Here is a 17,947-nt window from a genome sequence, read left to right on the forward strand (position 1 = left end):
CGCGATGAGGCCGGATTTACGGTCAAACCCCAGATCTAGTGGTTGGATTGCAACCACGGCCCAGAAGTTGTGGTCCCCGGTCTATTCAGGCCGTGGGCATCGCCTATGCTTGGGGCTGCTTCGAGGGGCTCACGGGCCGCTTGAGGTCTATGAGTCGTGTCGTGAAGGAGGGTTGGGAGTTCCATGCACTGCCCCTTCTGCAGGCACCCCGACAGTCGCGTGGTCGACAGTCGCACCACCGATGACGGCACGTCGATCCGCAGGCGCCGTCAGTGCCCCGACTGCTCCCGTCGTTTCACGACCGTGGAGACGTGTTCGCTGATGGTGGTCAAGCGCAGCGGCGTGACCGAACCGTTCAGCCGTACGAAGGTGATCAACGGCGTACGCAAGGCGTGCCAGGGGCGGCCGGTGACCGAGGACGCCCTCGCCCAGCTCGGCCAGCGGGTCGAAGAGGCGGTGCGGGCCACCGGGAGTGCCGAACTGACCACGCACGACGTCGGTCTGGCCATACTCGGTCCGCTGCAGGAGCTGGACCTCGTGGCCTACCTGCGCTTCGCGTCCGTGTACCGGGCTTTTGACTCGCTCGACGACTTCGAGGCTGCCGTCGGGGAGCTGAGGGACCAGCGGGAGAAGCGGCTCGACGAAGAGCCGCAGGGCGCCGGCGGGGAGCCCGGCGCGAACGAATGCGGGCCCGGAGGGACTGTCGAAGTCCCGGTGCCCGCCACTGCCGCCGACTGACCGGCTGAACGGCCGACGGCGGCACACACAGACCTGTTGCGTAAGCCTTCGCGGCTTTCGCGGCACCAGACAACACCGTGTCACGGGAACATCGTGGCACTTCAGGGCGTTTTAGCCTGATACAGGGAGGCGGCATGACCGAGACGACGAGCGGCCCGGCACGAGGTTCCCGCGCCAAGGGATCCAAGGCCAGCAAGGGTCTGCGTATCGAGCGCATCCATACGACGCCCGGCGTGCATCCGTACGACGAGGTGGTCTGGGAGCGCCGAGACGTCGTCATGACCAACTGGCGCGACGGCTCGGTCAACTTCGAGCAGCGTGGCGTCGAGTTCCCCGACTTCTGGTCGGTGAACGCGGTCAACATCGTCACCAGCAAGTACTTCCGCGGGGCCGTTGGCACCCCGCAGCGCGAGACCGGCCTCAAGCAGCTGATCGACCGCATCGTGAAGACGTACCGGAAGGCCGGCGAGGACTACAGCTACTTCGCCTCGCCCGCCGACGCCGAGATCTTCGAGCACGAGCTGGCGTACGCCCTCCTGCACCAGATCTTCAGCTTCAACTCGCCGGTCTGGTTCAACGTCGGAACGCCCCAGCCGCAGCAGGTCTCCGCCTGCTTCATCCTGGCCGTCGACGACTCCATGGACTCGATCCTCGACTGGTACAAGGAAGAGGGGATGATCTTCAAGGGCGGCTCCGGCGCCGGCCTGAACCTCTCCCGTATCCGTTCCTCCAAGGAACTGCTGTCCTCCGGTGGCAACGCCTCGGGACCGGTCTCCTTCATGCGCGGTGCCGACGCGTCCGCAGGAACGATCAAGTCTGGTGGCGCCACGCGCCGCGCGGCCAAGATGGTCATCCTCGACGTCGACCACCCCGACATCGAGGGCTTCATCGAGACCAAGGTGAAGGAAGAGGAGAAGATCCGCGCCCTTCGTGACGCGGGCTTCGACATGGACCTGGGCGGCGACGACATCACGTCCGTCCAGTACCAGAACGCCAACAACTCGGTCCGCGTGAACGACACGTTCATGAAGGCGGTCGAGGAGGGCGGCAAGTTCGGTCTGACGTCCCGCATGACGGGCGACGTCATCGAGGAGGTCGACGCCAAGTCGCTCTTCCGCAAGATGGCCGAGGCCGCCTGGGCCTGCGCCGACCCCGGCATCCAGTACGACGACACCATCAACGCCTGGCACACCTGCCCGGAGTCCGGCCGGATCAACGGCTCGAACCCGTGCAGCGAGTACATGCACCTGGACAACACGTCCTGCAACCTCGCCTCGCTGAACCTGATGAAGTTCCTCAAGGACGACGGCAAGGGCAACCAGTCCTTCGACTCCGAGCGCTTCTCCAAGGTCGTCGAGCTGGTCATCACCGCGATGGACATCTCCATCTGCTTCGCGGACTTCCCGACGCAGAAGATCGGCGAGAACACCCGCGCCTTCCGCCAGCTGGGCATCGGCTACGCCAACCTCGGCGCCCTGCTGATGGCCACCGGCCACGCGTACGACTCCGACGGCGGCCGCTCCCTGGCTGGCGCCATCACCTCCCTGATGACGGGCACGTCGTACAAGCGTTCCGCCGAGCTGGCCGCGGTCGTCGGTCCCTACGACGGCTACGCCAAGAACGCGACGCCTCACAAGCGCGTCATGAAGCAGCACTCCGACGCCAACGCCACGGCGCCCCGCGTGGACGACCTGGACTCGCCGATCTGGGCCGCCGCGACGGAGGCCTGGCAGGACGTGCTCCGCCTCGGCGAGAAGAACGGTTTCCGTAACTCCCAGGCGTCCGTCATCGCGCCGACCGGCACCATCGGTCTCGCGATGTCCTGCGACACCACGGGCCTGGAGCCCGACCTCGCCCTGGTGAAGTTCAAGAAGCTCGTCGGCGGCGGCTCGATGCAGATCGTCAACGGCACCGTGCCGCAGGCCCTGCGTCGCCTGGGTTACCAGGAGGAGCAGATCGAGGCGATCGTCGCCCACATCGCCGACCACGGCAATGTGATCGACGCCCCCGGCCTGAAGCCCGAGCACTACGAGGTCTTCGACTGCGCGATGGGCGAGCGTTCCATCTCCGCGATGGGCCACGTCCGGATGATGGCGGCCATCCAGCCGTGGATCTCCGGAGCGCTCTCCAAGACGGTCAACCTGCCGGAGACGGCGACCGTCGAGGACGTCGAAGAGGTCTACTACGAGGCCTGGAAGATGGGCGTCAAGGCGCTCGCCATCTACCGCGACAACTGCAAGGTCGGCCAGCCCCTCTCCGCCAAGAAGAAGGAGCAGGAGAAGGCCGAGGTCACCGAGAAGGCCGAGGACACGATCCGTGCCGCGGTCGAGAAGGTGGTCGAGTACCGCCCCGTCCGCAAGCGCCTCCCCAAGGGCCGCCCGGGGATCACCACCTCCTTCACCGTGGGTGGCGCCGAGGGCTACATGACCGCCAACTCCTACCCGGACGACGGTCTCGGCGAGGTCTTCCTGAAGATGTCCAAGCAGGGCTCGACCCTCGCCGGCATGATGGACGCCTTCTCGATCGCCGTCTCCGTGGGCCTGCAGTACGGCGTCCCGCTGGAGACGTATGTCTCGAAGTTCACGAACATGCGCTTCGAGCCCGCCGGCATGACGGACGACCCGGACGTGCGGATGGCGCAGTCGATCGTCGACTACATCTTCCGCCGCCTGGCGCTGGACTTCCTGCCCTTCGAGACCCGCTCCGCGCTCGGCATCCACTCGGCCGAGGAGCGTCAGCGTCACCTGGAGACGGGTTCGTACGAGCCGTCCATGGACGAGTCGGACGTCGACGTCGAGGGTCTGGCCCAGTCCGCCCCGCGGCAGCCCGAGGTCCTGAAGGCGGTCGCCGAACCGAAGGCCGAGGCCGAGAAGCCCGCTCCGCAGCAGGCGCACACCAGCGCCGAGCTCGTCGAGATGCAGCTCGGCATCCAGGCCGACGCGCCGCTGTGCTTCTCCTGCGGGACGAAGATGCAGCGGGCGGGCTCCTGCTACATCTGCGAGGGCTGCGGTTCGACCAGTGGTTGCAGCTGATCAGCTGACATAGCCAGGTGAGGGGTTGGCGGAGCCGGAAGGCTCCGCCAACCCCTCATGGCGTTCTCAGAGCGCGCCGCCCATCAGTGCCGCGAAGGACGTCGGGTCGGCGTCAAAGCCGCGGACGACCTCGCGGAAGGACCAGGCGCCCGACTCGTCCCGGGTGAACTCGGCGACGGTGGTCGCCGTGTACGCGGAGACACCGGAGAGGTCGCTCATGGCGAGGTCCGTGTATCCATGGCGGATGCGTACGGAGGTGTTCGGGATGTCGCCGAACACCTTGCGCTCCTCTTGAGGCTGTATGGCCACACCGACCACCACGCGCGCGTACGTCGACGCGAGCCGGTCGAGCTCCAGGGTCATGACCTCGTCGAAGCCGAAGCCCTGACCCGTCTGACTGTCCCTGTTGAGAGTGATCGTCCCGTCGGGGGCACGACTGTCGAAATGCACGAGATACGCGGGGCTGTCGTACGGAGCGTCCGCCATGTACGTCGCTGCGATGATGTCGAGGTCGTGCGACGGTGAGCCCAGAGGGCTCGGATCCCACTTGAGCCCCACCTCGACCTTCTCAATTCCCTTGCTGACACTGCTCACCAGAGATCCCCCTCCTCGTAGTCCCCGCTCACGCCGGTGCTCTAGGCATGTCCAACAGACACGCTACGACGCATGACTGACATCACTGAAGTTCGCCGGTCGGAAGGGCCGTTGGCGTTCGGGGTCCGCCCTGTCTTCTGTTCGCCGCGGCTTGGATCGGACGAACGCGACGTATCGGCCCAGGAGTTGGGGAACATCCTCGACCGTGAGTTCGGTATCGAACTGACCGCCGATGATCGCGCCGGGCTGATCCGGGCGCACTACGCCGGAGCGTGACCCGGGCCACGTTCCGCGCCGTACGATGGCGCGGTGCTGGTCAAGTGGATTCGCTGCACCGTGGTGGACCGACGGGGGTTCGAGCGGGGACAGCGGAAGTGGGCGGGGCTTCTGGGGGAGCCGGGGTTCCGGGGACAGGGCGGGGGGTGGAGTCGGGAGCGGCCGGGCGTGGCGCACGTCTTCGGCTTCTGGGAGAGCCGGGCTTTCTACGACTCCTTCATGGCGCGCTCCCATGACCGGCTCGCCGCCACGCAGTCGGGCACCTTCAAGGACATCCAGATCAAGCTCTTCGACCATCGTTTCGATGTGAAGACGGGCTTCGAACCGCGCTTCACGGACGCGGACGTGGTGCGGGTGGCGCACTGCCGGGTCCGCGAGGCGCGGGTGGAGCACTTCGCGCTCATGCAGGAGAAGGTCTGGAATCCGGCGATGGCGGGCTCTCCGGGGATGGTGCGCGGGCTCTTCGGGGAGGCGCCCGGGCATGAGTTCCTCGTGCTCTCCATGTGGCTTTCGGCCGCCGAGCACGGCAAGTACCGCAGGGAGCGCGTGGAGCGCCTCTTGCTTCGGGCCCAGACGGAGGCCGATGTCGCGGCGCTGGCCGGTGACATCGTGGAACTGGAGCCGTCGTGGACGGTGTGACGCCTCGCATGCGGTGACCTGCGGCGTTGTCGCCGTGAGCGGCAGCGTCCGGAGCGACCGCATACGCCGGATGGAGCCTCGAAGGCCGACCGGTTGAGCCGCGGGGGAGGGGCCGATCTAGGGTTTCCGTATGGCACGTCCGCAGCGCATCTTCCTTGTCCGGCACGGCGAGTCGGCCGGAAACGCCGACGACACCGTGTACGAACGCGAACCCGATCACGCGCTGGCGCTCACCGAGAAGGGCTGGCACCAGGCGGAGGAGACGGGTGAGCAGCTGCGGGAAGTCGTCGGCCGGGAGCGGGTGAGCGTGTACGTCTCGCCCTACCGCCGTACCCACGAGACCTTCCGTGCCCTGCGGCTCGACCCCGAGCTGGTGAGAATCCGCGAGGAGCCGCGGCTGCGGGAGCAGGACTGGGGAAACTGGCAGGACAGGGACGACGTCAGGCTGCAGAAGGCCTACCGCGACGCGTACGGGCACTTCTTCTACCGCTTCGCCCAGGGTGAGTCGGGGGCCGACGTGTACGACAGGGTGGGTGCGTTCCTGGAGAGCCTCTACCGGAGCTTCGAGGCCCCGGACCATCCGCCGAACGTCCTTCTTGTCACCCACGGCCTGACCATGCGGCTCTTCTGCATGCGCTGGTTCCACTGGTCGGTGGCGGAGTTCGAGTCGCTGTCCAACCCCGGGAACGGCGAGATGAGGACGCTGGTGCTCGGCGACGACGGCAAGTACACCCTGGACCGGCCGTTCGAACGCTGGCGCGAACCCGAACCCTACGGCGTCACCGGATAGAGTGGCAGGGCGATGACCGCTGACTCCTCTCCCGACCGGCGCCTGGCCCGCGCTCTGGCCAGCCTGCGTGGACTGGCGGTGGGGGACGCGCTGGGCTCTCAGTTCTTCGTGCCCGCGAACTACCCCCTGCTGAAGCGCCGCGAAACGCCCCCAGGCCCCTGGCAGTGGACCGACGACACCGAGATGGCCTGTTCGGTGCTCGCGGTCCTGATCCGGCACGACCGGATCGACCAGGACGCCCTGGCCCTGTCCTTCGCCGAGCACCACGACTTCGACCGCGGCTACGGCCCTGCCGTGAACCGGCTGCTCAGGCAGGTCCGGGAGGGCGGGGACTGGCGGGAGCTTGCCTCCGCGCTGTTCAAGGGGCAGGGCTCCTGGGGCAACGGGGCGGCCATGCGGATCGCCCCGCTGGGCGCCTGGTACGCGGACGATCCGGAGCAGGCGACCCATCAGGCGGAGATCTCCGCCTACCCCACGCACCAGCACCGTGAGGCGGTCGTGGGAGCCATGGCGGTGGCCGCTGCCACGGCGCTCGTGGCCGATCCCGCGGGGCCGCCCGCCCCCAAGGCGTTGCTCGACGGCGTGATCGACCTCGTGCCCCGCAGTGCCGTGGGGGCGGGGCTCCGTCGCGCGCGGGACATGCTCGACTACGGGGACGCGGCGACGGTCGCCGCGGTCCTCGGCTGTGGCCGCCGCACGACGGCTCACGACACGGTGCCGTTCGCGCTGTGGTCGGCCGCCCGTGGGCTGGGTGCCTACGAGCGGGCCATCTGGTCCACTGCTCAGGTGGGCGGCGACATGGACACGACCTGCGCCATCGTGGGCGGGGTGGTCGCTGCCGGTAACGGTGGAGCGCCCTCCGAGGCGTGGCTGGAGCGGACCGAGGCGCTGCCCGGCTGGGTGCCGGTCACGGAGGGCTGACTTCGGCGGCCGAGGCGGGTCGCTTCGGCGGTTAGGGTGCGTCGCTTCGGCGGTTACGACGGCATGACCTTGAGTTTCCGGTGTGACTGTCACGGTCATGCCACAGCGTGGCCGATGCGGGGGCCGGCGTCGGCCCTCCGGTTACTCTTTCCGGCAGGCCGCGAGTTGATCATGACTTGCGCCTCAACGAGATGCCGGTCGCCCGGCGGCCCCGCCACGCGTGCGTGCCGTCCGCTGCACGTGCGGGCCGGCCGGGAGGGGGTCCCGTGTCCGATTCACCATCCACGCCTGAGCCATCAGATGTGGAGGATTCACCAGCACATCCGGTAGGAGATCCAGCCAAAGAGCCGCCAGAAGCGCGGCGTGCGGACAGCCACAGCCATGGCCACGGCCACAGCCACGGCGAGGCGCCTGGGGAACCCCAGGACGCCGTGCCCCGGCCGCGCACTCCGGAGGGCGGTCCAGGGCCTCGTCCCGACTGGGCGTACCCGGAGGGCGCGTACAAGCACGAGCCACTGCTGGCCGACCTGCGTTCCGAGCCACCCGCCCCGGTCCGCGCGGGCACGCTCGTCGCGGTGCTCGCGACCGGCCTGCTGAGCATGCTGCTGCTCGGCGACGGGCTCGCGATCAACCTGCTGATCGTCGCCGTGCCCGCCGCGCTCGCCGCGTACTTCGCCGCCGACCAGGCCGGTCGCAGGCCGCGCCCATGGACGCTGGCCTGGGCGATCGGTGGCCTCGCGCTGCTTGCCGTGCCCGCGCTGCGGGACGCGGGGTGGCCCTCGTTCCTCGCCATCGTCGGCGCCGTCGGCCTCGGCTCGCTCGCGCTGCACGGCTGCCGTACCTGGCCCGGCGTGCTGCTCGGCCCGATCGGTCTCTTCGAAGCGGTGCTCTCCGGTCTCGGCTGGGGCTGGCGCGGGATGCGGGACCGTGCGAGCGGGTCCAGGAGCGGACCCGTACTGCGGGCGGCCGCGGTGACCGCCGTGCTGCTGCTGGTCTTCGGCGCACTGTTCGCCGGGGCCGATGCCGCCTTCGCGGGGCTGCTCGGCGATCTGATGCCCGACGCCTCCGTAGCCGACGGGCCATGGCGTCTACTGCTCTTTGCGGCCGGTGTCGTAGGGGCGCTCGCCGCGGCACACACCGCCGCCGCGCCCGTGCGGTGGGACCGGCTCGTCGTGGGTCCGGGACGGGAGCGGGGCCGCGTCGAGTGGGCGCTGCCGCTGATCGTCCTCAACCTGCTGTTCGCGGCGTTCAACGTGGTGCAGCTCGCCGTGCTCTTCGGCGGTTACGACGCGGTCCTGGAGAAGACCGACCTGTCGTACGCCGCGTACGCACGCCAGGGCTTCTGGCAGCTGCTGCTCGCCACGCTGCTCACTCTGGTCGTCATCGTCCTTGCGCTGCGCTGGGCGCCGCGGGACGGGGCACGCGACCGAGGTCTGGTGCGCTCCGTGCTCGGCACGCTCTGCGCCCTCACACTCGTCGTCGTCGCCTCGGCGGTGCGGCGCATGGACATGTACGTCGAGGCGTACGGCCTGACCAGGCTGAGGGTGTCGGTCGTGGCCGTGGAGCTCTGGCTCGGCCTGGTCATCGTGCTGATCATGGCGGCCGGTGTGTGGGGCGCGCGTTGGCTGCCGCGCGCCGTTGCGGCGAGTGCGGCCGCCGGTGTACTGGCCTTCGGGCTCCTCTCGCCCGACGGGCTCATCGCCGAGCGCAATGTGCAGCGCTACGAAGACACCGGGAAGTTCGACGTGGAGTACGCGCGGGGGCTGTCCGCCGATGCGGCTCCGGCCCTCGACGGGTTGCCGGAACCGCTGCGTTCCTGCGTCCTTGAGGGCCTCGAGACGAGCCTCGGCTCCGAGCGCGGCCCCTGGTACGCCACCAGCCTGGGGGAGGCGCGGGCCAGGGAGATCCTCGAGGACCGGCCGCCCGAGGCGCCCTCGTCGGGCTGCGCGGGCCAGGGCGAGGAGACCTCGTACCGCTGAGTCGTGCGCGGGTGGGCCGCGGGTCCGCCGGGTGACGAGAGGGCGGTTGTGGCCCTCCATGGCGGTGAGTGCCGGGCCGCTCTCCCGTCCCCACGGGCGACCCGGCACGCACGCCTGCGCGCGCCTGTCAGCCGCCCGCCGGACCCGCCGCGCTCGCCGTCCCGGACAACGCGTCCATGTCGCTCTTGCGTACCCGGACCACCACCAGCGCGGTGACCAGGGCGAGCAGGGCCATGGCGACGGCCGGCATGAAGGCCGTCGAGATCCCCTCGGACAGCACTTCGTGCCCCCATGGAGCGGGCAGCTCGCCGGTCTTGGTGAAGGCGGCCTTCTGTTCCGGCGAGGCGTTCGCCATGAAGTCCGCCATCTGCTCCTTGCCCTCGTCGCGGCTCGCCGTGCCGAACACCGTGGTCAGAATGGAGAGGCCGAGCGAACCGCCCACCTGCTGCGTCGCGTTGAGCAGCCCCGATGCCGCGCCCGCCTCGTGTTGGGCCACTCCGGAGACGGCTGTCAGTGTCAGGGTCACGAAGTTCAGACCCATGCCAAAGCCGAACAGGAGCATCGGGCCGAGCACTCCGCTCACGTACGAACTGTCCGGGCTTATGAGCGTCTGCCAGCCGAGCCCGATGGCGACGAGGGCCGAACCGATCACCATGAACGGCTTGGGGCCGAGGGTCGGAAGCAGCCGTTGGGAGATGCCCGCGCCCGCCACGATCGCGACCGTGACCGGCAGGAACGCGAGGCCCGCCTCGATCGGTGTGTAGCCCAGGACGTTCTGGACGAAGAGCACGATGAAGAAGAACATGCCGAACATCGCCGCGGCCAGGCTCAGCATGATCACGTACGAGCCGGAGCGGTTGCGGTCGGCGAACATCTTCAGTGGAGTGATCGGTTCCTTCGCCCGGCTCTCGACCAGCGCGAAGGCGAGGAGCAGCACGATCGCCGCGCCGAACGACCCCATGGTGAGGCTGTCGCTCCAGCCGTCCTCTGCCGCCCGGATGAATCCGTAGACCAGGGAGGCCATGCCGAGGGTCGACGTGAGGGCGCCCGCGATGTCGAAACGGCCCGGGTGGCGCTCGGACTCGCTGATGTAGAGCGGGGTGAGGAAGGCGATCAGGATGCCGATGGGTACGTTCACGAACAGCACCCAGCGCCAGTCGAGCCATTCGGTGAGCATGCCACCGGTCAGCAGGCCGATGGCGCCGCCGCCCGCGGAGACGGCCGCGAACACCCCGAAGGCGCGGTTGCGCTCGGGTCCTTCGGGAAACGTCGTGGTGATGAGGGCCAGTGAGGTGGGCGACGCGATCGCGCCGCCTACGCCCTGCAGGGCACGCGCGGCCAGCAACTGCCAGGGCTCCTGCGCGAATCCGCCCAGGAGCGAGGCGAGGGTGAAGACCAGGATGCCGGTCATGAAGACGCGGCGGCGGCCGAGGATGTCTCCGGCCCGGCCGCCGAGAAGCAGCAGGCCGCCGAAGGTGAGGGTGTACGCGCTGACGACCCAAGTGAGGTCAGTGGTGGAGAATTTGAGCGCGTCCTGAATGTGCGGGAGCGCGATGTTCACAATCGTCGCGTCGAGGACCACCATGAGTTGGCAGGCCGCGATGACGGTCAGGGCGATTCCGGGGCGGCCTTCTCGGCGGGCGGCACCGGGCTTCTGAGATTTGGATAACTGAGAGGTGGTCACTATGGGTCCCCCACAAGTGCGTTAGTGAACGCTCCCGTTCACTGTTCCGTCCACGGTAGTGACTCCCCATCAGTGAACGCAACCGTTCACTGGCACTGCCTCGTACTCCTACGGAGAGATATCGATGGTTACTTCGCGCTGGAGCGCCGCACCCGCTCAAACGGCCTCCCTGCGCCGCCGGGGTCCCGTGCTCGAACGGGCGATCCTCGAGGCCACGCTCGAACAGCTCAGCACCGTCGGCTGGGCCGGTCTGACGATGGAAGGCGTGGCCGCGGGCGCCCAGACCGGCAAGGCCGCCGTCTACCGCCGCTGGCCCTCCAAGGAGGACCTTGTCGTCGACGCGCTGCAGGCCGGCCTTCCGGAACTCGACTCCGCGCCGGACTGCGGAGGGGTCAGGGAAGACCTGCTTCAGCTGTGCAGGCAGATGCGTGAGGCGATGTTCTCGCGGCCCGGATTCGCACTCCGCGCGGTCCTTCACGAGTGCGACACGGTGACGGCCGAGCGGTTCCATGGCGTGATCTTCGACGGGGTCATCGGGCCGAGCGTGGGACTGATCCAAGAGGTGGTACGCCGTGGGGTCGAGCGCGGAGAGGTCCGCGCTGAGGCCACGAATTCCTACGTATGCGATGTCATTCCGGCGATGATGATGTACCGGTCCAAGGTGTGCGGGAGCGAATGGGGAGACGAGGAGTTCACCGAGCTGATCGATCAGGTCATGGTTCCGCTGCTTCGTCGGTAGACCTGGGTGTCGCCGGTGGCATGGCGCGGCGTAGGCTGTCAGGCGCCATGCCGTACGAACCACCCACCCACACCGTCGAGCGCTCCCTTCGCGCTACCACCGGAGCGAAGATCGTTGCCGGAGTCGACGAAGTCGGGCGCGGCGCGTGGGCGGGACCGGTCACCGTATGTGCGGCGATCACGGGACTGCGCAGGCCGCCCGAAGGGCTCACCGACTCCAAGCTGATCACTCCCAAGCGGCGCACCACGCTCGCGGGGGAGCTGGAGAGCTGGGTCACGGCCTATGCCCTGGGGCACTCCTCGCCCGAGGAGATCGACGACATGGGGATGACCGCCGCGCTGCGGCTCGCCGCGGGACGCGCCCTGGAGGCGCTTCCGGTGCGTCCGGAAGCGGTGATCCTCGACGGGAAGCACGACTATCTCGGGATTCCCTGGCAGGTTCGTACGGTGATCAAGGGCGACCAATCCTGTGTGGCCGTCGCCGCGGCGTCGGTGATCGCGAAGGTTCGGCGCGACAAAATGATGGCCGAACTGGGTATCGAACATGCAGACTTCGGTTTTGCGGCCAACGCCGGCTATCCGTCGCCGGTGCACAAGGCCGCGCTGGCGGAGCGGGGGCCCACCCCGTACCACCGGATGTCGTGGGCGTATCTTGATGCGCTGCCCCAGTGGCGGCACCTCAAGAAGGCCCGCAGCTGGGCGGATGGAAGCGTTCCGGAGATCGAGGGCCAGCTCGGCTTCGATTTCTGACGCTTCCGGCAGTTCCCATCGCACTCCAGTGCCACCCGCCGATGCCACCCGCACCGGCGTTTGATAAATAACAACGCATGCCTCTCAGTCCCGAGGAGCCTCAGATTCCCGAGAGTGCCCAGGGTCCCCGCGTGACCCCGGCCAGTGGCCGCATCACGCCGACCCCCCGCCCCGTACCCGGCCCGCGTCCCGCGGCCGCGCCGCGTCCTGGCCGACCGGGCCCCGCCCGGCCGACGCCGCCGGCGCAGCGCATGTCGCGTGAGCCGGCCGCCAAGCCCGGGCCTTCCGCCCCGGTTGTTTCCGGATCTCCCGCCGCTCCCGTTGGTGTCCCCGCGGGCCCCGCAGCGGACGCCGGTACTTCGGTTCCGCAGATCCAGCTGATCCCGGCTCCCGTCGAGGGGGCGCTCGACGCCGCCGAGGAAGCCGTTGACCTGCTGCTCGACTCGGGCCGCGCTCCTGGTGAGGTGCTGGTGATCACCACCGGCGACCCGCACCCGTGGGCCACGCACGAGCTGTCGTTCGGCGAGGTCTCCTACTGGGCTCAGCACGACGCGGGTGACGACGTCTTCTATGCGGACGCCGCCGCCCTGGACCGTGCCGTGTCCCGCCCCGTCGTCGTTGTCGCCATCAACGGCGGCAGCGAGGAGATCGCGGTCGGCGCGCTGCCGACGGCGCTCGCCCGGGCCGGAACCCTGCTGATCGTCTGCGGTGACCCGCAGCGGATCAACGCGATGCTGGGCGCGGGCGTCTGACGCTCGCTGTCCGACATCCGCGCCTCGGCTTCGCCTGCCTGACGTTCGTCGTCAGGCGGACGAAGTCGCGGCGTGGGGCGACCGGTTGCGGTGGCATGGCGAAGTGAGCCTCGAGCCGTGCGTGTCGCGCATCGCGCATCGCGCGACGCTGCCGGCGGGCACGCGCCCGTTCATGCCTTTCCCGCCTCGCGGCGGGGTGGTGCGGCGGACGCCTCAGCGTGCCGCCGCTCGGCGGAGGACGTCGGACGCGGCGCCGCCGGTGCGTGGTGGCGGATCGGTGTCGGCGAACGCCTCGGGCTGTGAGCCGGTGCTCGGCCGACGGCCCCCGCGCCCCTCGCCGAGCACCTGCCAGCCGTCATGGGTCAACGTGATGTAGGCCCCGCACCGCAACCCGTGCAGCGTGCAGGCGTCCCGCAACCCCCACATCCACGCCCCGTCCTCCTGCGTCCAACGTGCGTCACCGTCACGGCAGTAGAGCAGGACGGCCGTACGCACCGGTGTGCGGCGGCGCAGGTCGTGCGGGATGATCCGGCGCAACTGCGCGAGCAGGGCGTTACGGAAGACCCACCCGTCCGCCGGGCTAGGCCGACGGGTGAACGAGGCGCTCGCCCGCAGCCGTTCCTCCGGATCGAGGACGGCGACGACCGCTGTCGCGGGCGTCGGACGATGCCGGGCGTGCAGGCCGCTGACGACCTCACGCGGGTTGCGCAGCAGGGGGATCCCCGCGGCTGACCACTCCGCGGGCTCCAGCATCCGGGCCAGTCGGTTGGCGGGATCGGCGGACATCTCAGCCGACATCGAAGACTCCGGCATCGATGCCGCAGCGGACGGAGCGAATCCGAAGGTCACGGTCCTCCCTTCGGCTACGCGCCCAGAGGGCGGGGTCGGGCTGGGGAGCGCACCGCGGCACAGTGCTGCCGGGCCACGGGGAGCCGCGCGGGGAGCGCTACCAATTCTTCCCGTCGGACTGCCTTGCGGCAACGAGCAATTGGGACCGCCGACCGGTATCTGGTGATGCGCCTTCTATATCCCTGCCCAAGGCGCCCCCCGTTGACGCTTTCGTCAGCCCTGTACAGCCAGGACCAGCGGCAACACACCCTTGGCTCCGGCTCGGCGGAGCATGCGCGCGGCCACCGCCAGGGTCCAGCCGCTGTCCGTCGAATCGTCGACGAGCAGCACGGGGCCGCCCGCTTGCTGGAGCGCCGCGGCGAGCTCGGGGGGCACGGTCAGCGTCCCGTCGAGGGCGCGCAGACGCTGGGCGCTGTTGCTCCGCGGAACGTGCGTCGAATCGGCGCCGGCGGCGTACTCGATGGAGCCGAGGAGGGGCAGGCGGCCGATCTCAGCGATCCGCGCACCCAGTGACTGGATCAGCTGGGGCCTGGTGTGCGAGGACATCGTCACGACGCCGGCCGGTCGCGGCTGCGCGTCGGCGCCGCCCGATGCCCAGCCACCGGGGCCCTTCGCCCAGTCGGCGAGGACACCGACCACGGCGTTCGCCACGTCGTCGGGCACCGGCCCGTCAGGGGCCTGCGGCGAGAGCATCGGACGGAGCCTGTTGCCCCACCCGATGTCGGAGAGACGCCCCAACGCCCGGCCCTGCGACGCCTGTTCCCCCGCAGGGATGCGTCCCTTCAGGTCGACGCCGATCGCGGCGAGCCCGGTGGGCCACATCCTGCGGGGCTCCACATCGACGCCCGCGCGGACCAGTTCGCCCTTCGCCGTGTCGAGCGCCCCGGACGACACGGCGTCGGTGAAGCGCGCTCCCGCGCAGTTGTCGCAGCGGCCGCAGGGGGCGGCTGCCTCGTCGTCCAGCTGCCGTCGCAGGAACTCCATCCGGCAGCCGGGAGTCGTGGCGTAGTCCCGCATCGCCTGCTGTTCCGTCTGTCGCTGCTTGGCGACCCAGGCATACCGCTCGGCGTCGTACGCCCAGGGCATCCCCGTGGAGGTCCAGCCGCCCTTGACCCGCCGGACCGCTCCGTCCACGTCGAGGACCTTGAGCATCGTCTCCAGACGTGACCGGCGCAGCTCGACCAGCGGTTCCAGGGCGGGCAGCGAAAGTGGCCTCCCCGCCTGCGCCAGCACGTCCAGCGTGCGCCGGACCTGCTCCTCGGGCGGGAAGGCGAGCGAGGCGAAGTAGTTCCAGATCGCCTCGTCCTCCTTGCCCGGAAGGAGCAGCACCTCCGCGTGATCGACACCTCGGCCCGCACGACCGACCTGCTGGTAGTACGCGATCGGAGAGGAAGGGGAGCCGAGATGCACCACAAAACCGAGGTCGGGCTTGTCGAAGCCCATCCCCAGGGCGGAGGTGGCGACCAGGGCCTTCACGCGGTTGGCGAGCAGATCCTCCTCGGCCTGCTGGCGGTCCGAGTTCTCGGTCTTTCCGGTGTACGAGGTGACGGTGTGCCCGCACTGCCGGAGGAAGGCGGTGATCTCCTCGGCTGCGGCGACGGTGAGCGTATAGATGATTCCTGAGCCCGGCAGCTCGTCCAGATGGTCGGCGAGCCAGGCCAACCGGTGCGCCGCGTTGGGGAGTTCGAGGACGCTCAGGCTCAGGCTCTCGCGGTCGAGGGGGCCGCGCAGCACGAGCGCGTCCGAACTGCCACCGGTGCCCAGTTGCTCGGCCACGTCAGCTGTCACGCGCGCGTTGGCCGTCGCGGTGGTCGCCAGGACGGGGACGCCAGGGGGCAGGTCGGCGAGCATCGTGCGCAGCCGTCGGTAGTCGGGCCGGAAGTCGTGGCCCCAGTCCGAGATGCAGTGCGCCTCGTCGACCACGAGCAGGCCGGTCGCGGCGGCGAGCTTGGGCAGGACCTGGTCGCGGAAGTCCGGGTTGTTCAGCCGCTCCGGGCTGACGAGGAGGACGTCCACGTCGCCGGAGGCGACCTCGGCCTGGATGGTCTCCCACTCCTCGGTGTTGGAGGAGTTGATCGTGCGGGCGCGGATCCCGGCCCGCGCCGCCGACTCCACCTGGTTGCGCATGAGCGCGAGCAGCGGGGAGACGATCACGGTGGGGCCGCTGCCCCGCTCTCGCAGCAGCGCGGTCGCGACGAAGTACACGGCGGACTTTCCCCAGCCCGTGCGCTGTACGACCAGGGCCCTTCGCTTGTCGGCGACGAGCGCTTCGATCGCGCGCCACTGGTCCTCGCGCAGCCGCGGACCGTCCGACGCCGCCGCCTCGCCACTTTTGGGCGCGGGGCCGCCGACGAGGCGGGCGAGTACGGCATCGGCCGCCGTGCGCAGATCTTCGTTGCTCATGCCCCCATGCAACCCGATGGGTCTGACATTAGGCGAACGGGTCCGCCGAGCTGTGGATAACTCTTGGCGTGCCCCTGACTGTACTTATCCACAGGGCAAACCGGAATCTGGTCATTCGCGGGAGAGTCGGCGCATGACGAACCACAGCGAGCAAAACGATCCGATCGACTCGACCCACTCCAGCAACTCCATCGGCTCGGCTGAGCGAACCGCATCCATCGACGAGACGACGGTCACCCTGCGCACCCCCGCCGAACTCGCGGACGCCCTGCCGTACTTGCTCGGGTTCAGGCCCGAGGAGAGTGTCGTCCTCATCGCCCTGCACGGCGAGAGGGGGCGGTTCGGCGGCCGGGTGCGCCTCGGTATTCCCGGGCGTGCGGAGGACTGGCCGCCCATCGCTGAGCAGCTCGCACAGTGCCTGGTGGGCGGCTGTGAGCGGCGCGGCGCCCGGCCTGACGGCATCGTGGCCTTCCTGTGCGCGGAACCGGACGGCGCCGAGACCGGCCGGCAGGTCATGGAGCGCCTGCGGCCGCTGGCGCAGGAGCTCCGCACCGCCTGTGGAAGGCTCGACGTCCCCGTGTTCGAGGTCGTGTGCATCTCGGCGGGCACCTTCTGGACCTACTGCTGCCCGAACCAGCAGTGCTGCCCGCCGGAGGGTGTGCCACTGCTGCGCCCCGGCACCTCGGTTTTGGCCGCCGCCACGGCCTACGCCGGCGTCCAAGTAGGCGCCACTACGCGGGAGATGCGGGCGCGGCTGGCTCCCTGGGAATCCGTCGCCGCAGTCGACCAGGAAGCCGCGCTCGACGCGGCCGGCATGGCGCTCGTGCACCGGATGCTGGGGGAGGGCGGGCAGGCCGAGGTCGCCGCGGACACGCTCGACCTGGCCCGACGGATCATGGCACGCATGGTGGCCGCGCCGACGGTCGTCGACAGGCTCGAGGCGGACCTCCAGGACGACGAGCTTCTCGCGCACGATGAGGCCGCCGCGCTGATCCTCGGCCTGCAGGACCGTACGACGCGTGATAGGGCCGCAGAGTGGATGGAAGGCGAAGTGGCCGCGTCGGCGCTCCGTCTCTGGAGGGTCCTGTCCCGCCGCTGCGTGGGGGCCTACAAGGAGCACGCGGCGGCACCGCTGTCGCTCGCGGGCTGGGTCGCATGGTCCCTGGGCGACACCACGGAGGGCCAGGAAGCTCTGGCCATGGCGCTGTGCGCCGATCCGAGTTACACCTTCGCGCAGCTCCTGCACCATGCCTGCACCGGAGATCTGGACCCCGAACCGATCCGCCGCTGCTTGCGCACGGAGCGAAGCGACCGTAGTGCCACGGGAGTGCAGGGGGAGCTGCCACTCGCCTCGGAGCCCCAGGAGACTTCGGAGCCCTCGGAGCTCGCAGAGCCTTCGGATCTCGCGGGTGAGCCGGTGGGTGAGCCAGTGGGCGTCGCCCCTCGACGCCGCCGCCCCGCACGTCCGAAGGGCGGCACGGGCGCACGGGTCACCGACAGGCCGGCCACGGGGCCACAGAACCGCCGCAGCACCATCCGTCGCACAGCGAGGAACGACACGTGAACGCGGGCGTGCGGCTCCGGGGCTCAGGAGCCGGGCGGGTGCCGGCCGTGCTGCCGTACGGGGGAGGCCAGGGCCGGGCGAGTGGCTTCCCGTCCGGTAGGCGTGACTTGGTGCGGGGCAGGTCCGTTCACCTGAGTGGCGGTACCTGTGCCTGGGCCGATCCGCCGTACGACCCCCGACTTCCCGTAGCGCGGACAGCGCAGAAGAGGCCACCCCATGCCCCTGCCCGCCCCGTCCC

15 protein-coding genes are annotated in these 17,947 nt (G+C 69.7%); 11 read left to right on the forward strand and 4 right to left on the reverse strand.

Features of this window, described 5'->3' with window-relative positions:
* Positions 1–183 precede the first annotated feature (183 nt).
* A complete protein-coding gene (nrdR, locus tag ACZ5U5_RS28950) occupies positions 184–738 on the forward strand; it encodes a transcriptional regulator NrdR (RefSeq protein ID WP_469027264.1) in 555 nt (184 codons plus the stop codon).
* Positions 739–872: 134 nt separating this feature from the next.
* Positions 873–3,770 carry a vitamin B12-dependent ribonucleotide reductase gene (locus ACZ5U5_RS28955; RefSeq protein ID WP_469027266.1) on the forward strand — a complete coding sequence of 966 codons (2,898 nt, stop codon included), beginning with the start codon at positions 873–875 and terminating at the stop codon, positions 3,768–3,770.
* A 66-nt stretch (positions 3,771–3,836) separates the two neighbouring features.
* Here the strand turns inward: ACZ5U5_RS28955 and ACZ5U5_RS28960 are convergent, their stop codons facing one another.
* Complete coding sequence (locus ACZ5U5_RS28960) at positions 3,837–4,364, reverse strand: TerD family protein (protein WP_469027269.1); 528 nt, start codon at positions 4,362–4,364, stop codon at positions 3,837–3,839.
* Between the two features lie 72 nt (positions 4,365–4,436).
* On the opposite strand from ACZ5U5_RS28960, the gene ACZ5U5_RS28965 reads away from it, so the two are divergent.
* The 5 genes from ACZ5U5_RS28965 to ACZ5U5_RS28985 all read left to right on the forward strand — a co-directional run bounded on the left by ACZ5U5_RS28965 (position 4,437) and on the right by ACZ5U5_RS28985 (position 8,969).
* Positions 4,437–4,640, forward strand: a complete 204-nt coding sequence (locus ACZ5U5_RS28965; protein WP_469027271.1) for a hypothetical protein — start codon at positions 4,437–4,439, stop codon at positions 4,638–4,640.
* A gap of 33 nt (positions 4,641–4,673) precedes the next feature.
* The gene (locus ACZ5U5_RS28970) at positions 4,674–5,279 is read left to right on the forward strand and encodes a YdbC family protein (RefSeq protein ID WP_469027273.1); all 606 of its coding nucleotides are present in this window, start codon (positions 4,674–4,676) and stop codon (positions 5,277–5,279) included.
* Between the two features lie 130 nt (positions 5,280–5,409).
* Positions 5,410–6,069: a histidine phosphatase family protein gene (locus ACZ5U5_RS28975; RefSeq protein ID WP_469027275.1), complete on the forward strand. Its 660-nt coding sequence runs from the start codon at positions 5,410–5,412 to the stop codon at positions 6,067–6,069.
* 12 nt (positions 6,070–6,081) lie between these two features.
* Complete coding sequence (locus ACZ5U5_RS28980) at positions 6,082–6,990, forward strand: ADP-ribosylglycohydrolase family protein (RefSeq protein ID WP_469027277.1); 909 nt, start codon at positions 6,082–6,084, stop codon at positions 6,988–6,990.
* Positions 6,991–7,181: 191 nt separating this feature from the next.
* Positions 7,182–8,969 carry a DUF4153 domain-containing protein gene (locus tag ACZ5U5_RS28985; RefSeq protein ID WP_469028028.1) on the forward strand — a complete coding sequence of 596 codons (1,788 nt, stop codon included), beginning with the start codon at positions 7,182–7,184 and terminating at the stop codon, positions 8,967–8,969.
* Between the two features lie 127 nt (positions 8,970–9,096).
* On the opposite strand, the gene ACZ5U5_RS28990 is transcribed toward ACZ5U5_RS28985, so the two are convergent.
* Positions 9,097–10,653, reverse strand: coding sequence for an MFS transporter (locus ACZ5U5_RS28990; protein WP_469027280.1), 1,557 nt, complete (start codon positions 10,651–10,653; stop codon positions 9,097–9,099).
* A 124-nt stretch (positions 10,654–10,777) separates the two neighbouring features.
* Between ACZ5U5_RS28990 and ACZ5U5_RS28995 the strand changes: the two genes are divergently transcribed.
* The 3 genes from ACZ5U5_RS28995 (at position 10,778) to ACZ5U5_RS29005 (ending at position 12,893) form a co-directional block, all read left to right on the forward strand.
* Positions 10,778–11,392: a TetR/AcrR family transcriptional regulator gene (locus ACZ5U5_RS28995; protein WP_469027282.1), complete on the forward strand. Its 615-nt coding sequence runs from the start codon at positions 10,778–10,780 to the stop codon at positions 11,390–11,392.
* Between the two features lie 47 nt (positions 11,393–11,439).
* Complete coding sequence (locus ACZ5U5_RS29000; RefSeq protein ID WP_469027285.1) at positions 11,440–12,141, forward strand: ribonuclease HII; 702 nt, start codon at positions 11,440–11,442, stop codon at positions 12,139–12,141.
* 77 nt (positions 12,142–12,218) lie between these two features.
* Positions 12,219–12,893, forward strand: a complete 675-nt coding sequence (locus ACZ5U5_RS29005; RefSeq protein WP_469027288.1) for a hypothetical protein — start codon at positions 12,219–12,221, stop codon at positions 12,891–12,893.
* A 213-nt stretch (positions 12,894–13,106) separates the two neighbouring features.
* Here the strand turns inward: ACZ5U5_RS29005 and ACZ5U5_RS29010 are convergent, their stop codons facing one another.
* Complete coding sequence (locus ACZ5U5_RS29010) at positions 13,107–13,742, reverse strand: hypothetical protein (RefSeq protein WP_469027291.1); 636 nt, start codon at positions 13,740–13,742, stop codon at positions 13,107–13,109.
* Between the two features lie 213 nt (positions 13,743–13,955).
* Positions 13,956–16,145: a RecQ family ATP-dependent DNA helicase gene (locus tag ACZ5U5_RS29015; protein ID WP_469027293.1), complete on the reverse strand. Its 2,190-nt coding sequence runs from the start codon at positions 16,143–16,145 to the stop codon at positions 13,956–13,958.
* A 133-nt stretch (positions 16,146–16,278) separates the two neighbouring features.
* Between ACZ5U5_RS29015 and ACZ5U5_RS29020 the strand changes: the two genes are divergently transcribed.
* Positions 16,279–17,709 carry a DUF4192 domain-containing protein gene (locus ACZ5U5_RS29020; protein WP_469027296.1) on the forward strand — a complete coding sequence of 477 codons (1,431 nt, stop codon included), beginning with the start codon at positions 16,279–16,281 and terminating at the stop codon, positions 17,707–17,709.
* Positions 17,710–17,947 lie beyond the last annotated feature (238 nt).

The organism is Streptomyces sp. NPDC033177 (assembly GCF_055577715.1).